The 24,817-nt window shown below is 71.5% G+C and carries 20 protein-coding genes; 13 read left to right on the top strand and 7 right to left on the bottom strand.

Annotated features, from left to right (window positions below; all coding sequences use genetic code 11):
- Nucleotides 1-231: 231 nt before the first annotated feature.
- Entirely contained in the window at nt 232-1,065 is an 834-nt protein-coding gene (locus ACWD1Z_RS19100; RefSeq protein ID WP_451120039.1) for an alpha/beta fold hydrolase, read from the top strand.
- Between the two features lie 45 nt (nt 1,066-1,110).
- Here the strand turns inward: ACWD1Z_RS19100 and ACWD1Z_RS19095 are convergent, their stop codons facing one another.
- Nucleotides 1,111-4,224, bottom strand: a complete 3,114-nt coding sequence (locus ACWD1Z_RS19095) for an AfsR/SARP family transcriptional regulator (RefSeq protein WP_451120020.1) — start codon at nt 4,222-4,224, stop codon at nt 1,111-1,113.
- A 379-nt stretch (nt 4,225-4,603) separates the two neighbouring features.
- Here ACWD1Z_RS19095 and ACWD1Z_RS19090 point away from each other — a divergent pair, with 379 nt between their 5' ends.
- Nucleotides 4,604-5,752: a serine hydrolase domain-containing protein gene (locus ACWD1Z_RS19090; protein WP_451120018.1), complete on the top strand. Its 1,149-nt coding sequence runs from the start codon at nt 4,604-4,606 to the stop codon at nt 5,750-5,752.
- On the opposite strand, the gene ACWD1Z_RS19085 is transcribed toward ACWD1Z_RS19090, so the two are convergent.
- Nucleotides 5,715-6,749: an ROK family protein gene (locus tag ACWD1Z_RS19085; protein WP_451120017.1), complete on the bottom strand. Its 1,035-nt coding sequence runs from the start codon at nt 6,747-6,749 to the stop codon at nt 5,715-5,717. The two genes, ACWD1Z_RS19090 and ACWD1Z_RS19085, sit on opposite strands and share 38 nt — an antisense overlap.
- 316 nt (nt 6,750-7,065) lie before the next feature.
- Between ACWD1Z_RS19085 and ACWD1Z_RS19080 the strand changes: the two genes are divergently transcribed.
- The 6 genes from ACWD1Z_RS19080 (at nt 7,066) to ACWD1Z_RS19055 (ending at nt 14,573) form a co-directional block, all read left to right on the top strand.
- Nucleotides 7,066-8,379, top strand: a complete 1,314-nt coding sequence (locus tag ACWD1Z_RS19080; protein ID WP_451120015.1) for an ABC transporter substrate-binding protein — start codon at nt 7,066-7,068, stop codon at nt 8,377-8,379.
- Nucleotides 8,380-8,511: 132 nt separating this feature from the next.
- Entirely contained in the window at nt 8,512-9,477 is a 966-nt protein-coding gene (locus ACWD1Z_RS19075; RefSeq protein ID WP_451120013.1) for a carbohydrate ABC transporter permease, read from the top strand.
- On the top strand, nt 9,474-10,322 hold the full coding sequence (locus tag ACWD1Z_RS19070) for a carbohydrate ABC transporter permease (protein WP_451120011.1): 849 nt from the start codon (nt 9,474-9,476) through the stop codon (nt 10,320-10,322). The genes ACWD1Z_RS19075 and ACWD1Z_RS19070 overlap by 4 nt, the downstream gene beginning before the upstream one ends.
- A gap of 44 nt (nt 10,323-10,366) precedes the next feature.
- Entirely contained in the window at nt 10,367-12,835 is a 2,469-nt protein-coding gene (locus ACWD1Z_RS19065) for a glycoside hydrolase family 2 protein (RefSeq protein ID WP_451120009.1), read from the top strand.
- Nucleotides 12,832-13,887, top strand: a complete 1,056-nt coding sequence (locus ACWD1Z_RS19060) for a LacI family DNA-binding transcriptional regulator (RefSeq protein ID WP_451120008.1) — start codon at nt 12,832-12,834, stop codon at nt 13,885-13,887. The genes ACWD1Z_RS19065 and ACWD1Z_RS19060 overlap by 4 nt, the downstream gene beginning before the upstream one ends.
- 107 nt (nt 13,888-13,994) lie before the next feature.
- Complete coding sequence (locus ACWD1Z_RS19055) at nt 13,995-14,573, top strand: alpha/beta hydrolase (protein WP_451120006.1); 579 nt, start codon at nt 13,995-13,997, stop codon at nt 14,571-14,573.
- Here ACWD1Z_RS19055 and ACWD1Z_RS19050 read toward each other — a convergent pair.
- The 3 genes from ACWD1Z_RS19050 to fabG all read right to left on the bottom strand — a co-directional run bounded on the left by ACWD1Z_RS19050 (nt 14,467) and on the right by fabG (nt 17,396).
- Nucleotides 14,467-15,474: a glycosyl hydrolase gene (locus ACWD1Z_RS19050; RefSeq protein WP_451120004.1), complete on the bottom strand. Its 1,008-nt coding sequence runs from the start codon at nt 15,472-15,474 to the stop codon at nt 14,467-14,469. The genes ACWD1Z_RS19055 and ACWD1Z_RS19050 overlap by 107 nt on opposite strands.
- A gap of 146 nt (nt 15,475-15,620) precedes the next feature.
- Nucleotides 15,621-16,565, bottom strand: coding sequence for an aromatase/cyclase (locus tag ACWD1Z_RS19045; RefSeq protein WP_451120003.1), 945 nt, complete (start codon nt 16,563-16,565; stop codon nt 15,621-15,623).
- Between the two features lie 45 nt (nt 16,566-16,610).
- Nucleotides 16,611-17,396 carry a 3-oxoacyl-ACP reductase FabG gene (gene fabG / locus ACWD1Z_RS19040; RefSeq protein WP_451120001.1) on the bottom strand — a complete coding sequence of 262 codons (786 nt, stop codon included), beginning with the start codon at nt 17,394-17,396 and terminating at the stop codon, nt 16,611-16,613.
- Nucleotides 17,397-17,567: 171 nt separating this feature from the next.
- Here fabG and ACWD1Z_RS19035 point away from each other — a divergent pair, with 171 nt between their 5' ends.
- Nucleotides 17,568-18,014 carry a nuclear transport factor 2 family protein gene (locus ACWD1Z_RS19035; RefSeq protein ID WP_451119999.1) on the top strand — a complete coding sequence of 149 codons (447 nt, stop codon included), beginning with the start codon at nt 17,568-17,570 and terminating at the stop codon, nt 18,012-18,014.
- Between the two features lie 26 nt (nt 18,015-18,040).
- The gene (locus tag ACWD1Z_RS19030) at nt 18,041-18,769 is read left to right on the top strand and encodes an SDR family NAD(P)-dependent oxidoreductase (RefSeq protein WP_451119998.1); all 729 of its coding nucleotides are present in this window, start codon (nt 18,041-18,043) and stop codon (nt 18,767-18,769) included.
- A gap of 63 nt (nt 18,770-18,832) precedes the next feature.
- On the opposite strand, the gene ACWD1Z_RS19025 is transcribed toward ACWD1Z_RS19030, so the two are convergent.
- Complete coding sequence (locus ACWD1Z_RS19025) at nt 18,833-19,309, bottom strand: nuclear transport factor 2 family protein (RefSeq protein ID WP_451119996.1); 477 nt, start codon at nt 19,307-19,309, stop codon at nt 18,833-18,835.
- 34 nt (nt 19,310-19,343) lie between these two features.
- Nucleotides 19,344-20,447: a hydrolase gene (locus ACWD1Z_RS19020; RefSeq protein ID WP_451119995.1), complete on the bottom strand. Its 1,104-nt coding sequence runs from the start codon at nt 20,445-20,447 to the stop codon at nt 19,344-19,346.
- 579 nt (nt 20,448-21,026) lie between these two features.
- Between ACWD1Z_RS19020 and ACWD1Z_RS19015 the strand changes: the two genes are divergently transcribed.
- The 3 genes from ACWD1Z_RS19015 (at nt 21,027) to ACWD1Z_RS19005 (ending at nt 24,733) form a co-directional block, all read left to right on the top strand.
- Entirely contained in the window at nt 21,027-22,766 is a 1,740-nt protein-coding gene (locus ACWD1Z_RS19015; protein ID WP_451119993.1) for a fatty acyl-AMP ligase, read from the top strand.
- 106 nt (nt 22,767-22,872) lie between these two features.
- On the top strand, nt 22,873-23,703 hold the full coding sequence (locus tag ACWD1Z_RS19010) for an AfsR/SARP family transcriptional regulator (protein ID WP_015657270.1): 831 nt from the start codon (nt 22,873-22,875) through the stop codon (nt 23,701-23,703).
- Between the two features lie 7 nt (nt 23,704-23,710).
- Nucleotides 23,711-24,733 carry an acyltransferase domain-containing protein gene (locus ACWD1Z_RS19005; RefSeq protein WP_451119991.1) on the top strand — a complete coding sequence of 341 codons (1,023 nt, stop codon included), beginning with the start codon at nt 23,711-23,713 and terminating at the stop codon, nt 24,731-24,733.
- The last annotated feature ends 84 nt before the right edge of the window (nt 24,734-24,817 follow it).

Here is a 24,817-nt window from a genome sequence, read left to right as displayed (position 1 = left end):
CGGGGAATTATCTGGCCGCCACCGGGGAGAACTGGATGGCCGCCAGCGGGGCGAACTCCTGGCCGCCTACGGGGAGAACGAAATGGCCGTTGACAACCGCGCTCGCCCCGTGACCGTTCGCAGGGTGAGAGGTGCGACGCGGGCCACCCGAGGCCGATGCCTGTGCTCACCGCCGACCGGGCCCGAGCCACCATCTCGCACGACACCCCATATCGAGAGGCAGCAACCATCATGCCGTTCATCACCGTCGGCCAGGAGAACTCCACCACCATCGACCTCTACTACGAGGACCACGGCACCGGGCAGCCGGTCGTGCTGATCCACGGCTACCCGCTCGACGGCCATTCCTGGGAGAAGCAGGCCGCGGCCCTGCTGGAGGCCGGTTACCGGGTCATCACCTACGACCGGCGCGGATTCGGCCGCTCCAGCCAGCCCACCACCGGCTACGACTACGACACCTTCGCCGCCGACCTGAACACCGTCATGGAGACCCTCGACCTCGAGGACGCCGTCCTCGTCGGCTTCTCCATGGGCACCGGCGAAGTCGGCCGCTACCTCGGCACCTACGGCTCCGCCCGGGTCGCCAAGGCCGCCTTCCTCGCCTCGCTGGAGCCGTTCCTGCTCAAGACCGACGACAACCCCGGCGGCGTCGACGGGAGCGTCTTCGAGGGCATCAAGCAGGCCGTCACCGCCGACCGGTACGCCTACTTCAGCGCGTTCTACCAGGACTTCTACAACCTGGACGAGAACCTCGGCAGCCGGATCAGCGAGGAGGCCGTCCGCAACAGCTGGAACGTGGCCGCCGGCGCCTCCTGGTACGCCTCGCTGGCCTGCGTCTCCACGTGGACCACCGACTTCCGTGCCGACATCCGGAAGGTCGACGTGCCGGCGCTGATCCTGCACGGCACCGCCGACCGCATCCTGCCCATCGAGGCCACCGGCGAGCTCTTCCACAAGGCGCTCCCGCAGGCCGACTACGTCGTCGTCGAGGGCGCCCCGCACGGCCTGCTGTGGACCCACGCCCAGGAGGTCACCGATGCCCTCCTCGCCTTCCTGGCCAAGTAGGGGGCGGAGAACGGGCCCCTGTCCGGCTGTGCCCCGTCGGGCGTCCTAGGCCGCAGGACCGCCACTCCTCGGGACCGGGAGCTTGTGGCTGTGGCTGCCGGCCGCTCTCTCCGGCGCGCCGGGCGTGGGGTCCGTGTCCATGTCCAGGGCGGCGAGCCGGTCCCGGACCTGCTGGGCGCTGTGGGACATGGCTCGCTCGTCGGCGCTTGCGAGGGCTCGGACCCAGTCCGCTCGTGCGGCTTGCCGGTCGCCCTGGGCCAGCCGGGTGTCGCCCAGCCGCATCAGTGTGCCGACGGCGTTCCTGTGGTCACCCAGTTCCTCGAACCTCCGCGTGGCCCGCTGGTAGGTGGCCACCGATTCCTCGTAACGGCCGAGCAGACGGAGGTTGTGCCCCAGAATGTCCCAGGCCTGGGCGAGTTGCCACGGCGCGTCCAGGCGCTGGAGCAAGGCGATGCTCTCCTCGCTGTACCGGAGGCTTTCCTCCAGCTGCCCCAGGTTGCAGCGGAACCAGGCGAGTTCGCTGAGGCACTCGGCCAGCCACAGCTCCTCGCCCGTCTCCCGGGACAGCTCCAGTCCCCGCTCGGAGGACGTCACGGCCTCCTGGATCCGGCCGAACAGGAACAGCGCGCACGCCGTGACGTAGTGGGCGCGGGCCAGGTCACCGGTCGCGCCGAGCTCTTCGAAGAGCGTGGTGGCGAGTCGCAGGTGGTCCAGGGCCTGTTCCTGGTGGCCGAGATAGCCGTGGACGGCACCGAGGTGACGTAGGCAACGGCCTTCTTCGAGGCGGTTGTTCCGGCGCCGGGCCACTTCGAGGGCGGGGGTCAGCGCGGTGATGGCTTCGGGCCAGAATTCCTGACGGTGGAGATGGTCCTTGAGCGACCAGGCCAGCCCGGTGGTGTGGTGGTCCAGCCGCTGGCTGACGGCGGTGTGGAGCAGGCCGGTCAGCACCCGGTGTTCGGCGGTGAGCCATCGGGTCGCCTGCTTGACGGTGGTGAGGCTCTCCGGGGTGACGCCCGGGCTGGGTGCGCCGAGGTCCAGCTCGGGCGTTGCGTCGTGTTTCAGGAGCTGGCTGGCCTCGTAGGCGGTGAACAGGTAGTGGTCCAGGACCCGGAGGGTGGCGTGGTGGCGTTCCTGGGCGGTGTCGTGGGTGTGGCTGAGTTCGGTGGCGTAGCCGCGCAGCAGGTCGTGCAGGCTGTAGCGGCCGGGCAGCGGTTGTTCCAGGAGGCAGGAGCCGACCAGGCCGGCGAGTGCGCGGCGGGTTCGGGGGAGGGGCAGGCCGGCGAGACCGGCGGCGGCGGGCGCGGTGATGTCGGGGCCGGGGTGCAGGGCCAGGAGGCGGAGGAGCCGGGCTGTGGGCTCGTCCAGGGACCGGTAGGACCAGGAGAAGACGGCGCGTACGTCGGTGGTGGAGTCGAAGCCGGTGAACGCGTCGAGGCTGCCGTGGGTGTGCCGCAGGTCGTCGGCGATGGCGTGCAGGGGGAACGAGGGATCGAGTTCGGCGCGGGCGGCGACCACCGCCATGGCCAGGGGGAGCCGTCCGCACAGGCGGATGATGTCGGCCGTGGCGGTGGGCTCGGCGGCCAGTCGTTCGGTGCCCAGGCGTCGTTCGAGGGCTCGGTGGGCCTCCGCCTGTGAGGGCAGTGGGAGGGTGAGGGGTTTGGCGCCGTCGGTGGCGATCAGACCGGGAAGCTGGTTGCGGCTGGTGACCAGGGTGAGGCAGCCCGCTCCCCCGGGGAGCAGGGGGCGCACTTGCTGTTCGTCGCGGGCGTTGTCCAGGACGAGGAGGATCTGCCGGTCGGCCAGGAGGCTGCGGAAGAGTGTGCTGCGGCCGGGGGTGTCCTCGGGGATGCGCTGGGCGGGAACGCCGAGGGCGGTGAGGAAGCCGTGCAGGGCGTCACCGGGTTCCACGGCGGGTGCGTGGGGGTGGAACCCGCACAGGTTGACGAAAAGCTGTCCGTCGGGGAAGGAGGGTGCGATGCGGTGGGCGTGGTGGACGGCGAAGGTGGTCTTGCCGACACCGGGGGCACCGCTGATGACGACGGTTCCGGGGCCGCCCGGTGCACCGCTCACGGCCGACAGCCACGCACCCTGGGCCTCTCGCCCCGCGAACACCGCCAGACTGCGCGGCAGTTGTGCCGGACGTGCCCGGGGCGGCGAGATGGTTCCCTCGGACGGTACGGCCGGGTCGCCACTCGAGGCGGGGCGGTCGGCGGCGTCGGCCGGGCCGGCGGTCGCGGTCGCGTCGTCCTCCTCCGGTGCCTCGGACGTGGTCGGCCCGAGCAGGTCGCGCCCGTGTCCGGTACCCCCGCCGGACACGGATGCCACCCCTTCACCCGGCCCGGCGGCCGAGTGGAGGGGTGGCAGGTCGTGGTGGAGGATGCCGTGGTGCAGCGCGCGGAGCGAAGGGCCGGGTTCGAGGCCGAGTTCGTCGGCGAGGTGCCGGCGCAGGTCGGTGTAGCGCTGCAGCGCTTCGGGGTGCCGGCCGGCGAGGTACAGGGCGCGCAGCAGCAGGGCCCAGCCGGTTTCCCGCAGGGGATGCTCGGCGACCATGTCCTGGGCCGCGTCCAGGGCGTCGCTGATCCGTCCGCGCAGGAGCAGGGCCGTGGTGCGGACCTCGCGGGTGGTCTGGCGCAGTTCTTCCAGGCGGGCTGCCTCGTTGACGGCGAACAGGTGGTGCGCGGCGTCGGCGAACGCGGTGCCCCGCCACATCTCCAGGGCTTGTCGGGTCTCCTCCACGACGCGTTCGGGCCGGCCCTGGTCCATGAACCGGCGTGCCTGGGCAAGGGCCCGCTCGAAGCGCACGGTGTCCCGGCTCTCGGGCGGTACCCGCAAGGCGTAGCCCAGGGGTTCGGTGACCAGTACCTCGCAGGTGCCCTTTCGGCGCAGGTGCCGGGGTTCCAGGACCGCGCGTACCTTGCTGATGTGGGCGTGCAGGGAGCCCATCGCTGCGTCCGGTGTCCGTCCCGGCTGCTGCGGCCACAGCTCCTCGCACAGCGTCTGCGGAGCGACCGCCCGGCCGTCGGCGAGCAGCAGGCGGATCAGCAGCAGCCGCTGCCTGCGCCGGCCCGGATCGAGGACCGAGCCCGCCCGCCGTACCACCAGCGGACCCAGCAGCCCGAAGTCGAGATCATGTCCCACCACATCTGCCCCCGTACTCATCCACCATCCCGCTCGACGGCGCCACCATCGCAAGCACGCACCTGACCATGAGCAGGTGGGCGGCCCGCTCCCGCCGTGAAGAAGGAAGACCGGGCGTCGCACACCGGGGCACCCGCGTGACCCTCGTCGTGGTGAGCTGTCCGCCGAGATGGGGGGCGGCGCTGGTGATCGGAGCGGCGAGGACCCCGTCGTCCGCTTCCCGCATACCGGACAGGACATTAGCAGGACGCCGATCGGCGTGATGACCTCGTCGGCGGCCCTCGCAGCAGCTCCGCGACACCCGCCAGTCAGACCCCCTCACCTGCGACGACGCGTGAACCAGAGCGACGTTCGCTCCGTTCACCGATCGAACGGCCGTCGTCAGGAGTGGAGAGAAGACATGGTCAATGTCGAAGGAACGAACACCGCCCGGTTCGAAGCGGTCCGAGCGGCGCTGGCAGCACACCTGGAGTCCGGCGAGGAGTTGGGGGCGTCGATCGCCGTAGACGTCGACGGAGTGATGGAAGTCGATCTGTGGGGTGGGCACGCCGATGAGGCGCGGACCGTTCCGTGGCAGCAGGACACATTGGTCAGCCTGTGGTCGACCACCAAGACCCTGAGCAGCCTGGCGGCCCTCCTCCTCGTCGACCGGGGGGCACTGGACCTCCACCGCCCGGTCGCGCACTACTGGCCCGAATTCGCCGCTCAGGGCAAGCAGGACATCGAGGTGCGGCACGTCCTGGCACACACCTCGGGGCTCTCCGGCTGGCAGCAGCCCTTCACCATCGACGATCTGTACGACTGGCCGACCGCGAGCGCCCGGCTGGCCGCGCAGGCGCCCTGGTGGGAGCCGGGCACCGCCTCCGGGTATCACGTGCAGACCCAGGGACAACTCGTGGGAGAGCTCGTCCGGCGGGTCAGCGGCCGTACCCTGACCGAGTTCGTCGACACGGAGATCGCCAAGCCGTCGCAGGCCGACGTCCAGATCGGTGCGCGGCAGGCCGACTGGCCGCGCGTCGCCGAGCTGGTGGCCCCGTCGCAGCTCCCCGGAATACCCGCCGGCCTCGACCCCGACGGGATCTTCACCAAGACCCTGCTCGGAAGTCCCGCCCGGGACGAGCACGTCGACACCCCGCAGTGGCGCCGGGCCGAACTCGGCGCCGTCAACGGACACGGCAACGCACGAGGCATGGCTCGCGCCCTCTCCGTGATCTCACGACGCGGCCGGGTGAACGGCCTGCGGCTGCTCTCCGAGGAGACGGTGGAGAAGGTCCTCGACGTACAGGCGGACGGAACCGACCTCTTCCTCGGTGTCCCCGTGCGCTGGGGCATCGGCTTCGCGCTCGCCGACGCGAGGACGATGCCGCACATGCCCACCGGAAGGGTCTGCTTCTGGGTCGGCCGGGGCGGCTCCATCGTCCTGATGGACCTCGACCGGCGCGTCACGTTCTCGTACACGATGAACCGGCTGGGCGACGGAATCCTCGGCTCGGAGCGCACCCACAGCTACCTCAGGCATGTCTGTGAAGTCCTGGACTCCACCGGCTGAGGGGCCCGCTCGGCAGGCCGTCTCGGCGGCAGGGTTCCTGAACTGCCGCCTCCGCCAGGGTCGCTGCGCCCACCAGGCCGGAGTCGGGGCCCAACTCGGCCGGGACGGCGCGTAGATGGTGCAGGAACGGCATGGCCGCGTAGCGGCGCAGGTGGTGGGTGAGGGGGGAGAAGAGGACCTCGCCCGCCTGGGCGACGCCGCCGCCGACCACCGCGATGTCGATCTCGACCAGGGCGGCCGTGGCCGCTATGCCCGCTGCCAGGGCGCGGGCCGCCCGGTCGAAGGCGGCTACGGCGGCCGGGTCGCCGGCCCGGGCCGCGGTCGCGACCGCCGAGGCGTCCGGCGTCGCGGGCGGGCGCCAGCCGAGCGAGAGCGCGTGGCGGGTGAGGGCCGTACCGCTGGCGATGCCTTCCAGGCAGCCGCGCGCACCGCACGGGCAGGGATCGCCGTCGAAGTCGACGCTGATGTGCCCGAGGTGACCGGCGTTGCCGGTGCGGCCGTGGCGGACCCGGCCGTCGAGGACCAGACCGGCGCCCACGCCCGTGGACACCACCAGGCACAGCGCGTCCGCGTGGCCGCGCGCCGCGCCGTGGCGGTGCTCGGCCGCGGCCATGGCCACCGCGTCGCCCGCCAGTACGACGGGCCGGCGTGCCAGCGCCGGGTGCGCGCCGACCGCCGCGACGAGCGGGAAGCCGCGCCAGGCGGGGATGTTCACGGGGCTGACGGATCCGTGCGCCAGGTCGACCGGGCCGGCGCTGCCGATGCCGAGGGCGCGTACGGCCTCCCACCGCGGGTCGGCGGCCAGGGCGTCCAGCACGTGGTGCACCGCGTCGAGGAGGGCGTCCGCCGAGCCCTGGGCCGGGGTGGAGCGGCGCACGCGGTGGACAAGGGTGCCGTCCCCTGTGACGAGCGCACCCGCGATCTTGGTCCCCCCTATGTCGAGGGCGGCTGTCAGGTCATCGCCCCGGGCGGGGGTGGCGCTTTGCTGACTACTCATCGTGATCGGTCTCCGGGGGGAGTGGTGGGTGCGGGAGGGGGAGGCGGCGCCCTATCAGAGCACGCCTTTGACAACGATGTCCAGGGGTGCGCGCGGCTCCGGCGGAGCGTGCGTCCCAGCCCGGCCGGATTTAGTCAAGGTTTAGTAAAGTCGCAGATCAGCGCCGTCATGATTGGGGAAATCGATCTAGACCGGTCTATGGACATTGCCGCGACGTTACGTCTACGTTGAGCGCTCATCAGACCGGGGTCCCGGCAGCCGGTGCGGGCGTTCTCCTGGGTCTGGCGTCGACAGTTCGCGATGAGAGGTGGCGGGGATGCGGAGAAGTTGGGTGGCTCTTGTGGCTGCGACCATGGTGGCGGCCACAGCCTGTAGCGGTCAGGAGGACGACCAGCGTGGCGAGATCGCCGCTCCGCCGAGCGATCCGGCGAAGGTGTCGGGCGAGATCACGGTCCTCACCAACCGGACGGACCAGATAGCCGACGGCACCCTGAAGAAGTACGCCGCGGAGTTCCGCAAGGTGTACCCCGGTGTGGAGGTCAAGTTCGAGGGGCTGACCGACTACGAGGGCGAGACCAAGATCCGGATGAACACCGACAAGTACGGTGACGTCCTGCTGATCCCGAACTCCCTGTCCGTGGAGCAGTACCCCACCTTCTTCGCCCCCCTGGGCAAGGCCGAGGAGCTGTCGGCGAAGTTCGACTACACCGACCACGCCACCGTGGACGGCCAGGTCTACGGCCTCGCCAACATCGGTGTGGCCAACGGGTTCGTCTACAACAAGGCGGTCTGGAAGAAGGCCGGCATCACCGAATGGCCCGCCACGCCCGAGGAGTTCATCGCGGACCTCCAGACGATCAAGGCGAAGACCGGTGTCACGCCGTACTACACGAACTACAAGGACGGCTGGCCGCTCACCAACTGGACGAACGCCGTCGGTTCCCCCGCCTGCGACCCCGGCGCCTACGACGCGCTGGCGACCACGGAGAAGCCCTGGAGCGAGGGCTCGGACCTGCACACCATCGACAAGCTCCTCTACACGATCGTCGACAAGAAGCTCTCCGAGACCGACCCCACCACGACCAACTGGGAGGACTCCAAGTCCCGGATCGGGACCGGCGAGGTCGCGTCGATGTGGCTCGGCTCCTGGGCGATCTCCCAGCTGACGGCCGCGGCCGAGGCGGCCGGCGAGAACCCCGAGGACATCGGGTTCATGCCGTTCCCCGCGCAGCAGGACGGGAAGTTCTGCTCCGTGCTGCGCCCTGACTACCAGTACGCGGTCAACGTCCACTCCGACCGGAAGGCCGCCGCCCGGGCGTGGATCGACTGGTACATCACCAAGTCCGGCCAGGCCGCCGCCGAGGGATCCATCTCCTCCGTCAAGGGCACCCCGCTGCCGGACACCCTCAAGGACTTCGCCGACAACGATGTCACCCTGATCCGGCAGCACCAGAAGAAGCGGGCCGAGGTCAACGAGATCGACAAGGCGTCCGAGATCGGCATCACCGCTCAGGACTACCGGCAGAAGCTGGTGGACGTCGCCCGCGGCGCCGCCGACGGCGACATGGACAGCTACTTCGACGAGCTGAACGGCAAGTGGTCCGAGGCGCGGCAGACCCTCGGCGGCTGACCGCACCACGCTACGGCGGACAGCACCGCGCAGCGCCGTCCCGGCCGCACCGGGACGGCACGCGCCCCCTCGATCGCCGTGCCGCCGCCGCTCAGCAGGCCCGACCGGGAACCCACCACGAGGAACCATGAGATGACCGCTGCCCAGAAGACCCGTGCCGGGGCACCTGCCGCCGGCCGGGGAAGCGCACCGCCTCCCGAGCCCGGCGCCGGCCGGCCGGGCACCGGCAGACGCCGCCGTGCCACGGCCCTGACCCCCTGGCTCTTCCTGGCCGCCCCGCTGACGCTGCTGGTGATGTTCACCTATCTCCCGGTGGCCGACATGATCGGCTACAGCTTCACCGACTGGGACGGTGTCAGCCCCACCCGCTCCTACGTGGGCGGGGAGAACTACACCGACCTGGTCACGCGGCCCGCCCGGTTCGAGGTGTTCCTCGTCAGCGGTTTCTACCTGGTGGCCTCCGTCGTGCAGGTCGCTCTCGCCCTGTACTTCGCGACGGTCCTCAGCTTCGACACCCGGTTCCGCAACCTCTTCAAGGGCCTGCTGTTCTTCCCCTACCTGATCAACGGGGTGGCCGTCGGCTTCGTGTTCCTGTACTTCTTCCAGCCCGACGGGACGCTCGACACGCTGCTGCGCATAGTTGGCGTCGAGGGCGAGCGTCTGTGGCTGGGCGACGCGGACCTGGCCAACCCCTCGCTGGCGGGGGTGTCGGTGTGGCGCTTCATGGGGCTGAACATGGTGCTCTTCCTGGGCGCCATCCAGTCGATCCCGCCGCACCTGTACGAGGCGGCGCAGCTGGACGGCGCCAACCGCTGGCAGCAGTTCCGGCACATCATCGCGCCGAGCATCAAGCCCATCATCAGCCTGAGCTTCGTCCTCGCCGTCTCCGGCTCCCTGGCCGTCTTCGAGATCCCGTACATCATGACCGGCGGCGCCAACGGCACGGAGACGTTCGTGATCCAGACGGTCAAGCTCGCCTTCCAGTTCGACAAGGTCGGCCTGGCATCCGCCTCGGCCGTCGTCCTGCTGGTCCTGATCCTGCTGATCACCTGGGTCCAGCGCCGGCTGATCCCCGAGGAGAGGGTGGAGCTCTCGTGACCACCGACACCCGCGGCGGCGCGCTGTCCCGGACCGCCGTCCTCCTGAAGTACCTCTCGCTGGTGCTGGCCTCGGCCGTGGTCGTCGTCCCGCTCGGCGTCGTCCTGCTGACGTCGCTGAAGACCCAGTCGGAGGTGGCGAACGACGGGCCGCTGTCACCCCCCGGCAACTGGTTCAACTTCGCCAACTACGCGACCGCCTTCGAACAGGGCGCGATGCTGCGGGCGTTCGGCAACACCGCGCTGATCCTCGTGGTCTCCACCGTCGGGACCGTACTGATCGGCTCGATGACCGCCTACGCCATCGACCGTTTCCAGTTCCGGCTGAAGAAGCTCGTGATGGGCCTGTTCCTGCTGGCCACCCTGGTCCCGAGTGTCACCACCCAGGTCGCCACCTTCCAAGTCATCGACGAACTGGGCGCCTTCAACACCCGCTGGGCCCCGATCCTGCTCTACACCGGCACCGACATCGTCTCGATCTACATCTTCCTGCAGTTCATCCGCTCCATCCCGATGTCCGTCGACGAGGCCGCGCGCATCGACGGGGCGAGCCACTGGACGATCTACCGGAAGATCATCTTTCCGATGCTGCGGCCGGCCGTGGCCACCGTCGTCATCGTCAAGGGCATCGCCGTCTACAACGACTTCTACGTGCCCTTCCTCTACATGCCCGATCCCGAGCTGGGCACCATCTCCACCGCCCTGTTCCGGTTCAAGGGCCCCTTCGGCGCCCACTGGGAGACCATCTCCGCCGGCGCGATCCTGGTGATCGTGCCGACCCTGATCGTCTTCCTGGCGCTCCAGCGCTTCATCTACAGCGGCTTCGCGGCCGGTTCCACCAAATGACCCGCCCGCACCGCGCCCGCACCACGTCTCACGAGGAGTCCCGCATGAAGGTCCGCACCCCGCTGTCCCAGGGTTGGACGCTGCGCCTGAACACCGACCGTCACACCCCCGAGCAGGCGCCCCCGGGGCTGGCCGGGACCGCCGTGCCGGCGCGGGTTCCCGGCTGCGTCCACACCGACCTGATGGCGGCGGGATGGCTGGCCGACCCCTACCTCGACCGCAATGAGGAGGAGGTCGCCTGGGTGGGCCGCGCCGACTGGACGTATGCGACCCAACTGCCCGCGCGGGACGGGTCCTTCGAGCGTGCCGACCTGGTCTTCGACGGTCTGGACACGGTCGCCGCGGTACGCGTGGGCGGCCGGCTGCTGGGCCGTACCCGCAACATGCACCGGTCCTACCGGTACGACGTCACCGACCTGCTGGCGGACGGGCCCACCCCGCTCGACGTCGCCTTCACCTCCGCCTACACCGAGGCCGAGGCGGTGCGGGCCGCGCTGGGGGAGCGGCCCAACTCCTACCCCGAGCCCTTCAACTACGTACGCAAGATGGCCTGTTCGTTCGGCTGGGACTGGGGTCCCACGCTGGTGACGGCCGGGGTGTGGCGCGAGGCGCGCATCGAGCAGTGGTCCACGGCCCGGCTGGCCGCGGTCCGTCCGCGGGTCACCGTCGCCGAGGACGGCACCGGTGTCGCCGAGATCGTCGTCGACCTGGACCGCACGGCGACCGGACACGACCGCGCCCTGCGGCTGGCGGCGGCGGTCGGGGACGCGTCCGCGGAGATCGCCGTGGCACCGGGGGAGCACACCGCGACGGTGACGGTGCGGGTGCCGGACGCGCGGCTGTGGTGGCCGCGCGGGTACGGCGAGCAGCCGCTGTACGGGTGCACCGTCGTCCTCAGCGATGCCGACGGCGGCCCGGCCCTGGACAGCTGGGAGCGCCGCGTCGGCTTCCGCACGATCGAGCTGGACACCTCGGCGGACGCCCACGGCAGCGCCTTCACCCTGGTCGTCAACGGCACCCCCGTCTTCGCCCGGGGCGTGAACTGGATCCCCGACGACGCCTTCCCCGCCCGCGTCACCGCCGACCGCTACCGCACCCGCCTCACCCAGGCCGCTCAGGCGGGCGTGGATCTGGTGCGCGTGTGGGGCGGCGGCATCTACGAGGACCGGGCCTTCTACGACGTGTGCGACGAACTGGGCCTGATGGTCTGGCAGGACTTCCTGTTCGCCTGCGCCGCCTACCCCGAGGAGCAGCCGCTGCGCTCGGAGATCGAGGCCGAGGCCCGGGAGAACGTGACCCGGCTGATGCCCCACCCGTCGCTGGTCCTGTGGAACGGCAACAACGAGAACCTCTGGGGCTTCGCCGACTGGGACTGGGAGCAGGCCCTGGCCGGCGACTCCTGGGGCGAGGGCTACTACCTCGGCCTGCTGCCGCGCGTCGTGGCGCAGACGGACCCGACCCGGCCGTACTGGGCGGGCAGCCCCTGGTCGGGATCGTGGGACCACACACCCAACGACCCCGACCACGGCACCGCGCACTCCTGGGAGGTGTGGAACCGCCGCGACTACAGCGACTACCTCACCACCGTGCCGCGCTTCGTCGCCGAGTTCGGCTGGCAGGCGCCGCCCGCGCTCGCCACGCTGGAACGCGCCCTGTCGGAGCGGCCGTTGGCGGCGGACTCGCCCGGCATGCTGCACCACCAGAAGGCTCAGGACGGCAACGGCAAGCTGAACCGGGGCCTCGCCCCGCACTTCACCGAGCCCGCCGACTTCGCCGGCTGGCACTACCTGACCCAGCTCAACCAGGCGCGGGCCGTGGCCGCGGGCGTCGAGCACTGGCGCTCCCACTGGCCGCGCTGCGCCGGCACGGTGCTGTGGCAGCTCAACGACTGCTGGCCGGTCACGTCCTGGGCGGCGATCGACGGCGACGGCCGCCTCAAGCCCCTCTGGTTCGAGCTGCGCCGCCTGTACGCCGACCGGCTGCTGACGATCCAGGACCGCGACGGCGAGCTGGTGCTCGCGGGCTGCAACCAGGGCGCGGCGGTCTGGGACACCACCGTGACGGTCCGCCGGATCGGTGCGGACGGGACGGTGCTGGCGCACGCCGAGGTCGCGCTGAAGGCGGCCGGACGGGAGGTGGCCCTGGAGCGGCTGCCGGAGTCGGTCACGCGCTTCGGCGACGTGCGCCGGGAGTTCCTGGTCGCCGACGCGGACGGGCTGCGCGCGGCGCACTTCGCCTGCGCGGACCGTGAGTTCGCCTACCCCGCCGCCTCCTACGAGGTGGAGGTGAGCGCGGACGGCGACGACGGCGCACGGATCACGGTCACGGCCGGCACGCTCGTACGGGACCTGCTGCTCCAGGCCGACCGGCTGGACGCGGACGCCCGCACCGACCACGGCCGGGTGACGCTCCTGCCCGGCGAGAGCACGACATGGCGGGTCACCGGCGCGCGGCCCGCCGCGGAGGCCGCCCGGGCGGCGCTGTTCTGCGTCAACGCCGGGAGCCGTCCGTGACCGAGGGGGCACGCCGGCCGAGGCGCGTCACGATCTCGGACGTGGCGGCCCGCGCCGGTGTGTCCCGGGGCGCGGTCTCCCTGGCCTTCAACAACCGCCCCGGGGTCTCGGAGGCCACGCGTGAGCGCATCATGGCCGCCGTCGCCGAGCTGGGCTGGGTGCCGAACCAGGCGGCGATCAAGCTGTCCGGTTCGGCGACCGGCGCGGGCGACACCGTCGGACTGGTCATCGCCCGCCCGGCGCGGCAACTCGGCCTGGAGCCCTTCTACATGGAGTTCATCTCCGGCGCCGAGTCCGTGCTGGAGGAGCAGGGCTGCTCGCTGCTGCTGCACCTCGTGCGGGACACCGCCCAGGAGATCGCCGTCCACCGCCAGTGGTGGCAGTCCCGCCGGATCGCCGGGTCGATCCTGGTCGACATCCAGCACGACGACCCCCGGATCACCGAGCTGGCGACGATCGGACTGCCCGCCGTCGCCGTCGGACACCCGTCCCTGACGGGCGACTTCACCTCGGTGTGGACCGACGACGAGACCGCGGTGCACGAGGCGGTGCGCTACCTCGCCGCCCTCGGCCACCGGCGCATCGCCCGGGTGGGCGGCCACCCGGCGCTCGGCCACACCATGATCCGTACCGCCGCGCTCGACGCGATGGTGGCGGAACTGGGCCTGGAGCCGGCCCGCAGCCTCACCACCGACTACTCCGGGGAGCAGGGCGCCCGGGCCACCCGGTCGCTGCTCGCCTCCCGGGAGCGGCCCACGGCGATCATCTACGACAACGACATCATGGCCGTGGCGGGTCTGTCCGTGGCCGCCGAGATGGGCCTGAGCGTGCCGAAGGACGTCAGCCTGATCGCCTGGGACGACTCCCAGCTGTGCCAGCTGACCCATCCCAACCTGTCGGCCATGAGCCACGACGTCTTCGGGTTCGGGGCCGACGTCACCCGCCGGCTGTTCGACGTCGTCCACCGGCGCAACCCCTCGTCCGGCCCGGCCGCGACCCCGGTGCTGCTGCCCCGCGGCAGCAGCGCGCCACCGCCGCGGGACGCCGGCTGACCCCACCGGGAGGGACCCGTGAACCGGGCTCGCGTGTCTGCGGGCGGCGGCCCGTGAGGCTCGCGGTCCGAAGCGGGCCCCGTACGGCCGTCCTGGTGCACGGCATCATGTCGGACTCGCGGGGCTGGAGCCGGGTCGCCCCGGCGATCGCCGGGCACGGCTACCGGGTCGTCGCCGTGGACCTGCCCGGCCACGGCGCCGGCGGGCCCGCCCCCGTCTCCACGCCCACCGCGCTCGCCGCCGCCCTGCTCGACACCCAGCCCGGCGCGCCCGACGTCGCCGTCGGTCACTCCCTGGGCTCGGCCGCCCTGCTGCTCGCCGTACCGGGACTTCGCTGCGCCCGAGCCGTCCACTGCGACCCCGCCTGGCTGCCCCGGCCCCGGGACCTGAACGCCCTGCGGGCCGGCAAGCACGCCACCTGGCGGGAGCCGCGCGCCGCCCATCCCGGGCGGCACGACGACGGCATCACCGCCGAGCGGCAGGCCCTCGCCGGCTGGGACCCCGCGTCGGTCACCGCGCTCCAGCACCTGCCCGGCCTGCCGGGCGCCCCCGCTGCACGGCTGGCTGTGACCGGCACCGTCAGGGCAGCACGACCTCACCCTGGTTCAGGACACGGGGGTGGAAGTACGCCGCCTGGATCTCGGCGTTGGTGTTGTTCCCGCGCAGCTGCTCGGACCACATCATGAACCACGCCCACCTGGTCTGGCTGTTCAGCAGGGTGGAGTTCGGTATCTTGCCCATTTCTGCGAGGGCCATGGGCTTGGTCCCCGCAATGCTCTGCATCTGCTGGTAGTCGGCGGAACTGGGGTGGTTCTTGTACCAGACGTCCAGCGAGACGACATCCACGTACTGATGGCCCGGGTAGTACGTGCTCCAGCCGCCCGCGGGATTGTCCTGGACGTTCCAGACCCAGATCAGATGGTCCAGCCCTTTCGTGCCGGCGAGGTAATCGCGGGTGATCTGAAAGAGGCGTGCGCTGCCGTTCGCGCCGGGCCGGTTCCCCCACCAGTTCCACGATTCGTTCATTTCGTGCAACGGCCGGAAGAGAACGGGAACGCCCGCGTTCTCCAGTTGCTGGAGGTAGGGGACGACTTCGTCGAGGCGCCGCTTCCAGGCATTGTTCAGGGCGCTTCCCGAGGTGATGATCTGGGTAAATTGCGCGTTGGTCACGTTCGACTTCACGCCGCCCTCGAAGGGGCACGTGCTGCCGCCGGTGGGAGGGCAGACATGCCAGGTCAGGGTGACCAGGGAGCCGTTCGCCCACTCGGTCCTCGCCTGGTCGATCACCCGCTGGCGGTTGGCCACGTCGGTGGCGTCGAACATCAGGTCACCGCCCCACAGCCCGGGGTACTGCCCGGTCACATCCTTGACCTGCTGCGTGTACTGGCCGGGCGCGGTAGCGGGTTCCTTGTTGTGCTGTCCGGAGACGATGGAGTTCCCCGTGATGGTGCGGAGGTAGTTCAGTACGGTCTGCTTGGGCGTCGCCGGAAATGCCTGCGCGGATTCCGTCGTGGGCCGGACGAAGATTGTCGCGGTGACGGCCGCGGCCGTCAGGAGGGAAGTGACGCAGCGCCGCATTCTTCTCATGGGCGTACCAGCTCTCGTGGCCGAGGGAATGGCGTTTCGCCACAAAGGTGGCCGCCACGGCGGCAGTCGTCAATGGGCCGAATCGATTTCCGCAACCGGCCCGCGCAATGTTTTACTGAACGTTTCCTGAACGGCTATGCCGGCAATCACCCGCGCGCCCTGGTTTCCGCGTACGTCTTGGCGTGGCCCAGGGTGGCCCGGCTGTTGGTGCCCAGCGCGTGGCGCAGGAACACCCGGGCCTCGGGGACGCCCGCGTCCGCGCCCAGGATCGCGTGGATGTTCTCGGTGTCGACGATCACCGTGTGCTGGGAGGTGGCGGTGGTGACGCCCCGGTCGTCCTCGGTCAGCTGCCAGTACCCGGTGTGCAGGGCCATCAGCGCGGGCAGCGTGGTCTGCTTGTAGACGATGCGGTGGTGCGGGAAGCACACGCGGACGGACTCGGTGGTGTGGGACGAGCCGTCCCTGGCCCGGGTGTCCATCCTCAGCACCTGAAGGCCCGGGGTCTCCTCGCGCAGGTCCACCGCGGCGACGTGCGGCAGCCGCTCGCGCCACCGGTCGGCCTCGTTGATGAAGTCGTACACGTCCTTGGCCGAGCCGTCGATCTCGACGCTGTCCTCGAAGGACAGCCTCAGATCGGGTGCGCCGGTCGCCAGCTCCACGTTGGCCTTCAGCGCGGCCAGCTCCGAGCGGCTGTTGCGGTCCACGGCCCGGTCGATCCACTCCAGGCCCTCGGGGTCGTCGTCGACGGCCCGGTAGTCGTGCAGCAACCGCAGCCGGGTGCGCTCCGGCGCCAGGGCCTCGGCGATCCAGGTGCCGCCCATCGCGGCCACGGGCGGCGACGGCACCTCCTGACGGAAGGTGATCGTCAGCGCCCCGGGGGCCAGGACCCGGCGGGAGGTCCAGTTCTTCGCGGTGCCGTTGGCGGTGGCCCAGATCCGGATCCGCTCCTCGTTCCCCGTGTGCTCCACCCGCTCGACGAGGACGGAGGGCGGGAAGATCAGCGGCCAGTTCTCCACCTCGGCGATCAGCCGGTACACCTCCGCGGCCGGAGCCTCGACGGTGATCTCGTGCTCGACCTCGCGTACGGTCATGACCGGTGTCACCTCTTTCGACGGGTCCGAAGACGGCGGAGGGGGTCAGAAGTTGCCGAGCCCGCCGCAGACGTTGAGCGCCTGCGCGGTGATGGAGGAGGCGGCGTCGGTGACCAGATAGCCGACGAGCCCGGCGACCTCCTCGGGGGTGGAGTACCGGCCGAGCGGGATCTTCGCCTGGAACTTCTCCAGGATCCGCTCCTCGCTGGTGTCGTACGCGGCCGCGTATCCCGAGCGCACCCGCTGCGCCATCGGCGTCTCCACATAGCCGGGGCAGACCGCGTTGACGGTGATCCCGGTCGGGGCCAGCTCGTTGCCGAGGGCCTTGGTGAAGCCGACCACCCCGTGCTTGGAGGCCGAGTAGGGGGCGCCGAGCACCACGCCCTGCTTCCCGGCGGTGGAGGCGATGTTGACGATGCGGCCCCAGTCCTTGTGCCGCAGCCCGCCCGTGTTCAGCACCTCACGGGTCATCAGGAACACGCTGTTGAGGTTGGTGCCGATGACGTCCAGCCACAGCTCGTCGGTGATGTCCGCGGTGACCCCGCCGCCGCTGCGGCCGGCGTTGTTGACCAGGACGTCGACCGTGCCGTACCGGTCGACGGCGGCGCCGACGAAGCGCCGGATGTCCTCCGTGGACCGCACGTCGCACGGCGCGCCGTCGACGTCGAGGCCTTCTTCGCGCAGCTCCTTCACCGTGCGCAGCACACCGTCCTCGGTACGGGCGCAGATGAAGACCCGGTGTCCCCCCTGTGCCAGCAGCCGGGTGGTGGCGAGGCCGATCCCGCTGGTCGCGCCGGTCACCACGGCGGTGCGTGACTCCTGCTCCGACATACATCCTCCTTGAAGGGGCCTCAGGGCCGGCCACCACCGTGACGACTCACGTCGGGGGAAGGGTCGTCGCACCTGCTGTGCGATGAGTCGAGTTCACCTTGAGAGCGCGCTGGCACCCTCGGCCCGGACGCGGAGGGTCTCCGCGCAGCCGACCACGAGGAGAAGCACTCGATGACCGAAGTCGCGGCCGTGCCCGACCAGGCTCCCGACGGCAGCCTCTTCCAGCAGGTCCAGCAGTTCTACGCCCGGCAGATGCGGCTCCTCGACCACGGCGCCGTCGAGGAGTGGGCGGACACGTTCACCGAGGACGGCGTCTTCGACCAGAACGTCGCCGAACCGCTGACCGGCCGCGCGCACATCGCCGTGGCCGCGCAGAAGCGGGTGGGCCAGATCGTCGCCGAGGGCATCACCCGCCGCCACTGGCTCGGCATGCTCGAGGTGGATCCGCAGGACGAGCAGGGCGTCGTACGGACCCGCTACTACGCCTTCTCCATGGCCACCGAGCGCGGCGGCCGGCCGCAGATCACGGCGAGCACCTACGCCGAGGACGCCCTGGTCCGCCACGAGGGGGGCTGGCTCGTCCGGTACCGGCGCGTCACCCACGACGGCACCACCTGATCCGTACGCCCGAAGGAGGCACACCCATGTCGACGCAGCGCGTCGCCCTGGTGACCGGTTCGACGTCCGGGATCGGCGAGGCGACCGCGAAGACCCTGGCAGCCGCGGGCTACCGGGTCGCGGTCAACTCCCGCAACTCGCCCAAGGAGGGCGAGGAACTCGCCGACTCGCTGCCCGGTGCCGTCTACGTCCAGGGCGACATCGCGGTGGAGGAGCAGGCGGCGCGGATCGTCGGGACGGTGGTGGAGCGCCTCGGCCGGCTCAACCTGCTGGTCAACAACGCGGGCGCCACCCGGCTCATCCCGCACGCCGACCTCGCCGCGGCCTCACCGGCGGTGTGGCGGGAGATCCTGGACGTCAACGTGGTCGGCACCTGGCAGATGAGCGTGGCGGCCATGCCGCACCTGAAGGCCGACGGCGGCGGAGCCATCGTCAATATCTCGTCGATCGCCGGGGTCAAGCCGACCGGCAGCTCGATCCCGTACGCCGTCAGCAAAGCGGCGATCAACCACCTGACGCGGCTGCTGGCCAACGTCGCCGGTCCCGACGTCCGGGTCAACGCGGTGGCCCCCGGCCTCATCGACACCCCCTGGACCGCCGACTTCACCGGCCCGCGCGAGGCCGTCACCGCGGGCGCCCCGCTGCGCCGGATCGGCACCCCCGAGGACGTCGCCCAGTCGGTGCTGACGCTGGCCGAGGCCGCGTACACCACCGGTGTGGTGCTGCTGGTGGACGGCGGTGTCCACAACCTCTGAGCGGTGCGGGAGGACGGGGACGAGGCGCGCCGAGAGGCCCCGGCAGCGCTGCCGGGGCCGGATTCAGTGCTCCAAGGCGTCGATCCCGATGTGCCGGTGGCGGATGAACCACTGGCCGCCCTCCCGTACCAGCACGTCCCGGCAGACCACGTGCGCGAAGATGTCCGGCCGCTGTCCACGCGGCGCCCGCATCACCAGCGAGTAGTACTGGGCGCGCAGCGTGCCGTCCGGCAACGGGGTGACCATCAGGTTGCTCACCCAGTGCCGCATGACGACGCCCGCCTCGGCGAGTTCCGCCGCGCGCCGGGTGATCGCGGCCCGGATGGCCTCCCGGCCGCGGAGCGCGTCGGTGCGCCCCGGTTCCTCGAACACCGCGTCCTCGGTGTAGGCGTCGGCCCAGGCGTCCGGCTCGCGGTCGTCCATCAGCGCCATGTGCCAGGCGTAGAACTGGGTGATCTCCGCGTACAGGGCGGGGTCGGCGAACGGACGGGCCGACGGCCCGGTCGGGGGCGGGGCGGTCTCTGAGTGCAACTCGGTCACCCTTTCTCGGTGTGGGAGGGGGCGGGGTGCCGCTTCAGGCGGTCCCCAGCAGCCGGCCGCCGTGGGCGTGGCCCGCGGTGTCCAGGCGCAGGGCGGCGTGGCTCGCCACGCAGTGCACATCGCGCCAGACGCGCTGGAGCGGGTCGTCCTGCGCCTGCGCGCCGGAGCCGGCCGAGCGGAAGAGGCGTTCCACCGCGTCGACGAGGTGGTCCGCGGCGAGCGCGCAGTCCCGCGGCGCCCTGGTCCGCTCGTCCTCGCCGCCGCGGCCCTCGTCGGCCGTGCGCGCCACCCGGCGCAGCAGCAGGGCCGCGCCCTCGATGTCGCCCTCGGCGCACGCCAGTACGCCCTGCGCCGCAGGTCCGGGCCGGGCCGCCGCCCGAGCCGACCAGGCCCGCACGGCCGCGCGCGCCGCACCGAGCGCCGGGGCGGCGAACAGCGGACCGCTGACCGCCCGCAGCGGGGCGGTGTGGCACCGCGCTGCGGAGCCGACGGCACGGCCCTGCCGGATGTCGTCGCGCGGGACGGACCGGTGCGCGGGGACGAAGACCTCGTCCGCGATCAGCGTGTTGCTGCCCGTCGCCCGCATGCCGACGTTGAACCAGGTGTCCGCGACCCGGTAGTCGCGGCGCGGCACGGCGAGGAACAGGGCGGTCTCCCGCTCGCCGGCGGGCGCCGACGCGCACACCAGGGTCCAGTCCGCGAAGTCCACGCCGCTGACCAGCGGCCACTGTCCGGTGAGCCGCCAGCCGCCGGGCACGGCGGTCGCCCGTCCGGTGGGGTTGAGCGCTCCCACGACGAGGGTGTCGGCGCCGCCGGACCAGAGTTCGCTCTGTCCTTCCTCGGGCAGACAGGCGCCCATCCGGGCGGCGCCGGAGGTGACGGTGGCGATCCAGGCGGCCGAGGTGCAGCCCTCGCCCACCAGGGCCACGGTGTCCAGCAGTTCCTCGAAGCCACCGGCCCGCCCGCCCCAGCGGACCGGCACGAAGTGCCGTGCGAAACCCGCCGCGACCAGGGCGTCCACCACCTCGCCGGGCAGCCGCCGGGCGAGGTCGGCGTCGGCCGCGTGCTGGGCGGCGAGGTCGGCGGCCTTGCGCACGTCGCCGGACGGGCCGGTGGGGCTGGGTAACGAGCCGGACATGGGCGCTGCCTCCTCGCCGCGGGACGTTGGCGTGCCGCCCCTCAACCTGGTCGAACGGTCTTGAGGAGGGTTGGGGGATCCCTGGAGACCCGGTGGATCGGGCGCCGGTGAAGCCGGTCCGCCCATTCCACCGCGCCTCAACCAGCCTGTGTTTCAAGTCAGTTGAATGGCCAATGATCCGTATCCCGAACGCGGTCCGGGGTCCCGGGCGAGGGCCGTCGGCCCGCGCTGCAGCGCGGCTCAGCAGGTTCTTGAACCCCTCCGGCCCTCCGGTGGAGATCGAACACGGCCTCAATCGCGGCGAAGTCGCATGTTTCGGGGCTCCGTTCGGATCCGGACGGCGGGACTCCGAGCGATACTTGCCAAGTTCAGCGCGGGTGCGGTCAGGAATCGCGGACAGGATCCGACCGGATCGGTTCCTCAACACGTCATGAATTACCCGTACCGCGACGGCATCTTCCCTCGTTATGATGCGGTCTCAGGCGGCCGACACCCGTCTGGGTGTCGAGGTGAGGTCATGCGTTTCTCGAGCATCGGCCGTTAGCTTCGCGCCATTGAGTCGAACGGGGGCGGTTCGAAATGGGTGGTTTTCTTGGCGCATTACTGCGCCGCCTGGAGGCGGCGGACCCCAGCCGCGAGGCCTTTGGCTTCGTCGGTGCCGAGCCGTCCGCCCGCCGTGGGCCGGGATCACCGGCCCGGACTCTGACCTACGGCGAACTCGACCGCCAGGCACGGCAGTTGGCGGCCTGGGTCCAGTCGCGGGGCGGGGCGGGACAGCGCGTCCTGCTGCCGCACTGCGAGGGACCGCTGCAGATCGCCGCGCTGCTCGGCTGTTTCTACGCCGGAGCCACCGCGGTGCCCTGTCCGTCCCCGCTGGACGGCGGGCGCAACGTGCGCCGGCTGACCGCCGTCGCCAAGGACGCCGACGTGGGCCTGGCCCTCGCCGACTCCGCGGTGGCGGCGGAGCTGTCCCGGCTCTTCGCGGGCAGTGACCTGGTCTGCCTCGCGGCGGACCGGGCGGCCCTGCCGGACCCCGAGGACTGGCGGCCGACGGTGTCGTCCGACGACGACATCGCCCTCATCCAGTACACGTCCGGGTCCGTGACCCAGGTGAAGGGCGTCGTGATCAGCCAGCGGAACCTGCTGGCCGGACAGGAGGCCATCGCCCGGGCGCTCGGCACGGACGAGCACTCGGTGATCGGCGGCTGGCTGCCGCCGTACCACGACATGGGCCTGGTGGGGCAGTTGCTGCACCCGCTCCACCTCGGCGCCCGAGGCGTGCTCATGCCCGCCACCACCTTCGCCGCACGGCCGCTCAGCTGGCTGCGGATGATCCAGACGTACGGCATCACCCTGTCCGGCGGCCCCGACTACGCGTACGACATGTGCGTGCGGGCGGCGACGGACGAGGAGGTCGCACGGCTCGACCTGTCCTCCTGGCAGGTCGCCGTCAACGGCGCCGAACCCGTGCGGGAGGCCACCATGGCCGCCTTCGCGGAACGGTTCGCCCCGGCCGGGTTCCGGCCCCAGGCGTTCTACCCGGCGTACGGGCTCGCCGAGGCGACCCTGCTGGTGACGGGCGGCACCCCGGGGCGGCGTCCGGTGGAGCGCGCGGTGGATCCCGCCGCGCTCGCCGCCGGCCGGATGACCGCACCGGTGAACGGCTCCCGCAGCCGGACCCTGGTCGGGGTCGGACGGCCGCGCGGGGTGGAGGTACGGATCGTCGACCCGGAGACCCGGCAGGTGCTGGAGCCGGGGCGGGTGGGCGAGATCTGGGTCCGCGGCGAGAGCGTCGCGCCGGGTTACTGGCGGCGCCGAGCCGAGACCGAGGAGAGTTTCGGGGCGATCACATCCGCTCATGACGGATCGTTTTTGCGTAGCGGCGACCTGGGAGCCGTGGATGAACACGGCGAGCTGTTCGTGATCGGACGGCTCAAGGAAGGCGTCGTCGTCAACGGGGTGGATGTCGCGCCGGAGGACATCGAGACCTCGGTCCAGGGCCTGAACCCCTTGTTCGGGGTGACCGCGGCCGTCACCACGGGGCCGGAACGCGACCGGCTCATCGTGATCCAGGAAGTGCGCGAGAACGGCGTCCTCGACGGCGAACTGCCGTCGCTCGCCGAGTCCGTACAGACCCACCTAGACGGGGAGTTCGGCATCCCCGACGCCGTGATCCTGCTCGTCCGGCCGGGCGTGGTACGGCGCACCACCAGTGGGAAGCTCCAGCGCTCGGCCATGCGCGGGCTGCTGCGGAGTGGCGGGATTCGGCCGCTGTATCCGCGCGTACCGGCGTTCCAGGCCGACTTGAGTCCGAGTTGAGCCCTACTCCAGACGCTCACCGGACCATCACGTAACCATCACATCACTGAGCGAATCCATGCTGCGGAACCTCAGCAGCGGAGTGCAGGCTACAGAGAGGATGCCGATGGACATCGAAGTGCTCGGCGCATGCAGAGTGATGCAGACCGGCAAGTCTGTGGTGCCTTCCGCGGTCAAGCCACGCAAGGTTCTCGCGGTACTGGCCCTCAACCCTGACCGTCCCGTCTCCGTAGGGATGCTGGTGGAGGAGGTCTGGGGCGAGACCCCACCACCCAGCGTCGCAACGACCCTGCAGACGTACATACTTCAACTTCGGAACCTTATCACCTCCGCCATCGGAGGCCCATCGCCTGATATGCCACTGGGCGCGAAAAGCGTCCTCGTGACCCAGCCCGGCGGCTATCTGCTCGACACCCAGGGCGGTTCCGTCGACGTCCGGGAGTACGAGCGGCTCTCCGGCGGCGGTCACCGGGCCCTGGAGAAGGGGGACTACGAGGCGGCGGCGGACCTGTTCCGCAAGGCCCTGTCGCTGTGGCGCGGGCCGGCCCTCGCCGACGTGGAGTGCGGGCGGGTGCTGGACGTCGAGGTGACCCGCCTGGAGGAGTCCCGGATGGGCATCCTGTGCCGCCGCATCGAGGCGGACCTGCTGCTCGGGCGCCACCACGAGATCATCGGCGAGCTGTTCGGGCTCGCGGCACGGCACCCGCTGCACGAGGGCATCCATCTCCAGCTGATGCTCGCGCTGTACCGGGCCGGGCGGCGCACCACCGCGCTGGAGGTCTACCAGCGGCTGCGGGACGTGCTCGCCGGCGAGCTCGGGCTCGACCCGAGCTACGAACTGCAGTCGCTCCAGGGGGCGTTGCTCGACTCCTCCTCCGAACTAAGGCTGGACCAGCCGCTCTCGCTCTTCAGGGTGCGAGCGCCGGGCCGGTACTGACGTACCGGTGTCGCCGGTCGCGTTGCTCCTGCCCGGTGCGGGAGCTCAGTACCCCGCCATGGCCTACGGCCTGTACCGGTACGAGCCCGCCTTCACCACGGCGATGGACACGGTGTTGGAACTGCTGGGCCCGGCCGGGGAACGGTTGTACCGGCTGTGGTCCTCCGGTGAGCGACTGCGCACCGTGGCCGAGGTGCATCCGCTGCTGTTCGCGGTCTGCCACGCGCTCAGCGAGACGGTGAGGGACCGAGGTCTGCGCCCCGGCGCGGTCCTCGGTCAGAGTGTCGGCGAGCTGGTGGCCGCTGTCCAGACCGGCGTGCTGCCGCTGACGGACGCGGTACGCCTGGTCGCCGTACAGGCGGACGCGCTCGCCGGGGCACCGGCGGGCGGAGCGCTCGCGGTCGCCGCCGCACCGCCCGCGGTGACGCCCTTCCTGCGGGGCGGCACGGTGGTGGCCGCGTCCAACGGGCCCGGGCAGACCGTGGTGTCCGGCTCGGAGTTCGGGCTGGCGGCCACGCGACGGGCGCTGGAGGTCGCCGGGCTGACCTGGATGCGGGTGCAGGTGCCCGCGGGGCTGCACGGACCGCTGGTGGCCCAGGCGTGCCGGGAGACGTTGCCGGCGTTCCAGGCCTCCGTGTACGCGGCTCCGCACACGCCCCTGCTGTCCGGGAGCGCGGGCGGCCGGCCCGGCGACGAGCGGGCGGTCGATCCCGAGTTCTGGGCCCTGCAGCCGTCCCAGCCGGTGCTGCTGGACGCGGCGCTCGGCCAACTCACCGCGGTCGGAGCGCTGTTGTGCGCCGAGGTGGGTCCCGGCCATGGGCTCGCGGTACAGGCCCGGCGGCACGGTCACCGGGCGGTGTCGCTGCTCGACGGGTGTGTCGGGGCGCCGCACGAGGAACGGGAGCGGTTGCGGCAGGCGCTGGACTGCCTGGCGCTCGGGGATCCCGAGGAGCGGACGGGCCCGCCGGCGGACACGAGGGTGGCGTGGTTACGGCCGCCCCCCGAACCGCAACCGGAATCGGGAACCTGAACTGGGCATATGCCGCCCCGCGCGCCTGCGGGGCGGTCCACCAGGGCTTGAGCGGTGCGGCGGAGGCTTGTTCCGTTCTCGTGC

The sequence above is a fragment of the Streptomyces sp. NPDC002784 genome (genome assembly GCF_053592135.1).
This window is presented reverse-complemented; position numbering and strand designations above follow the sequence as displayed.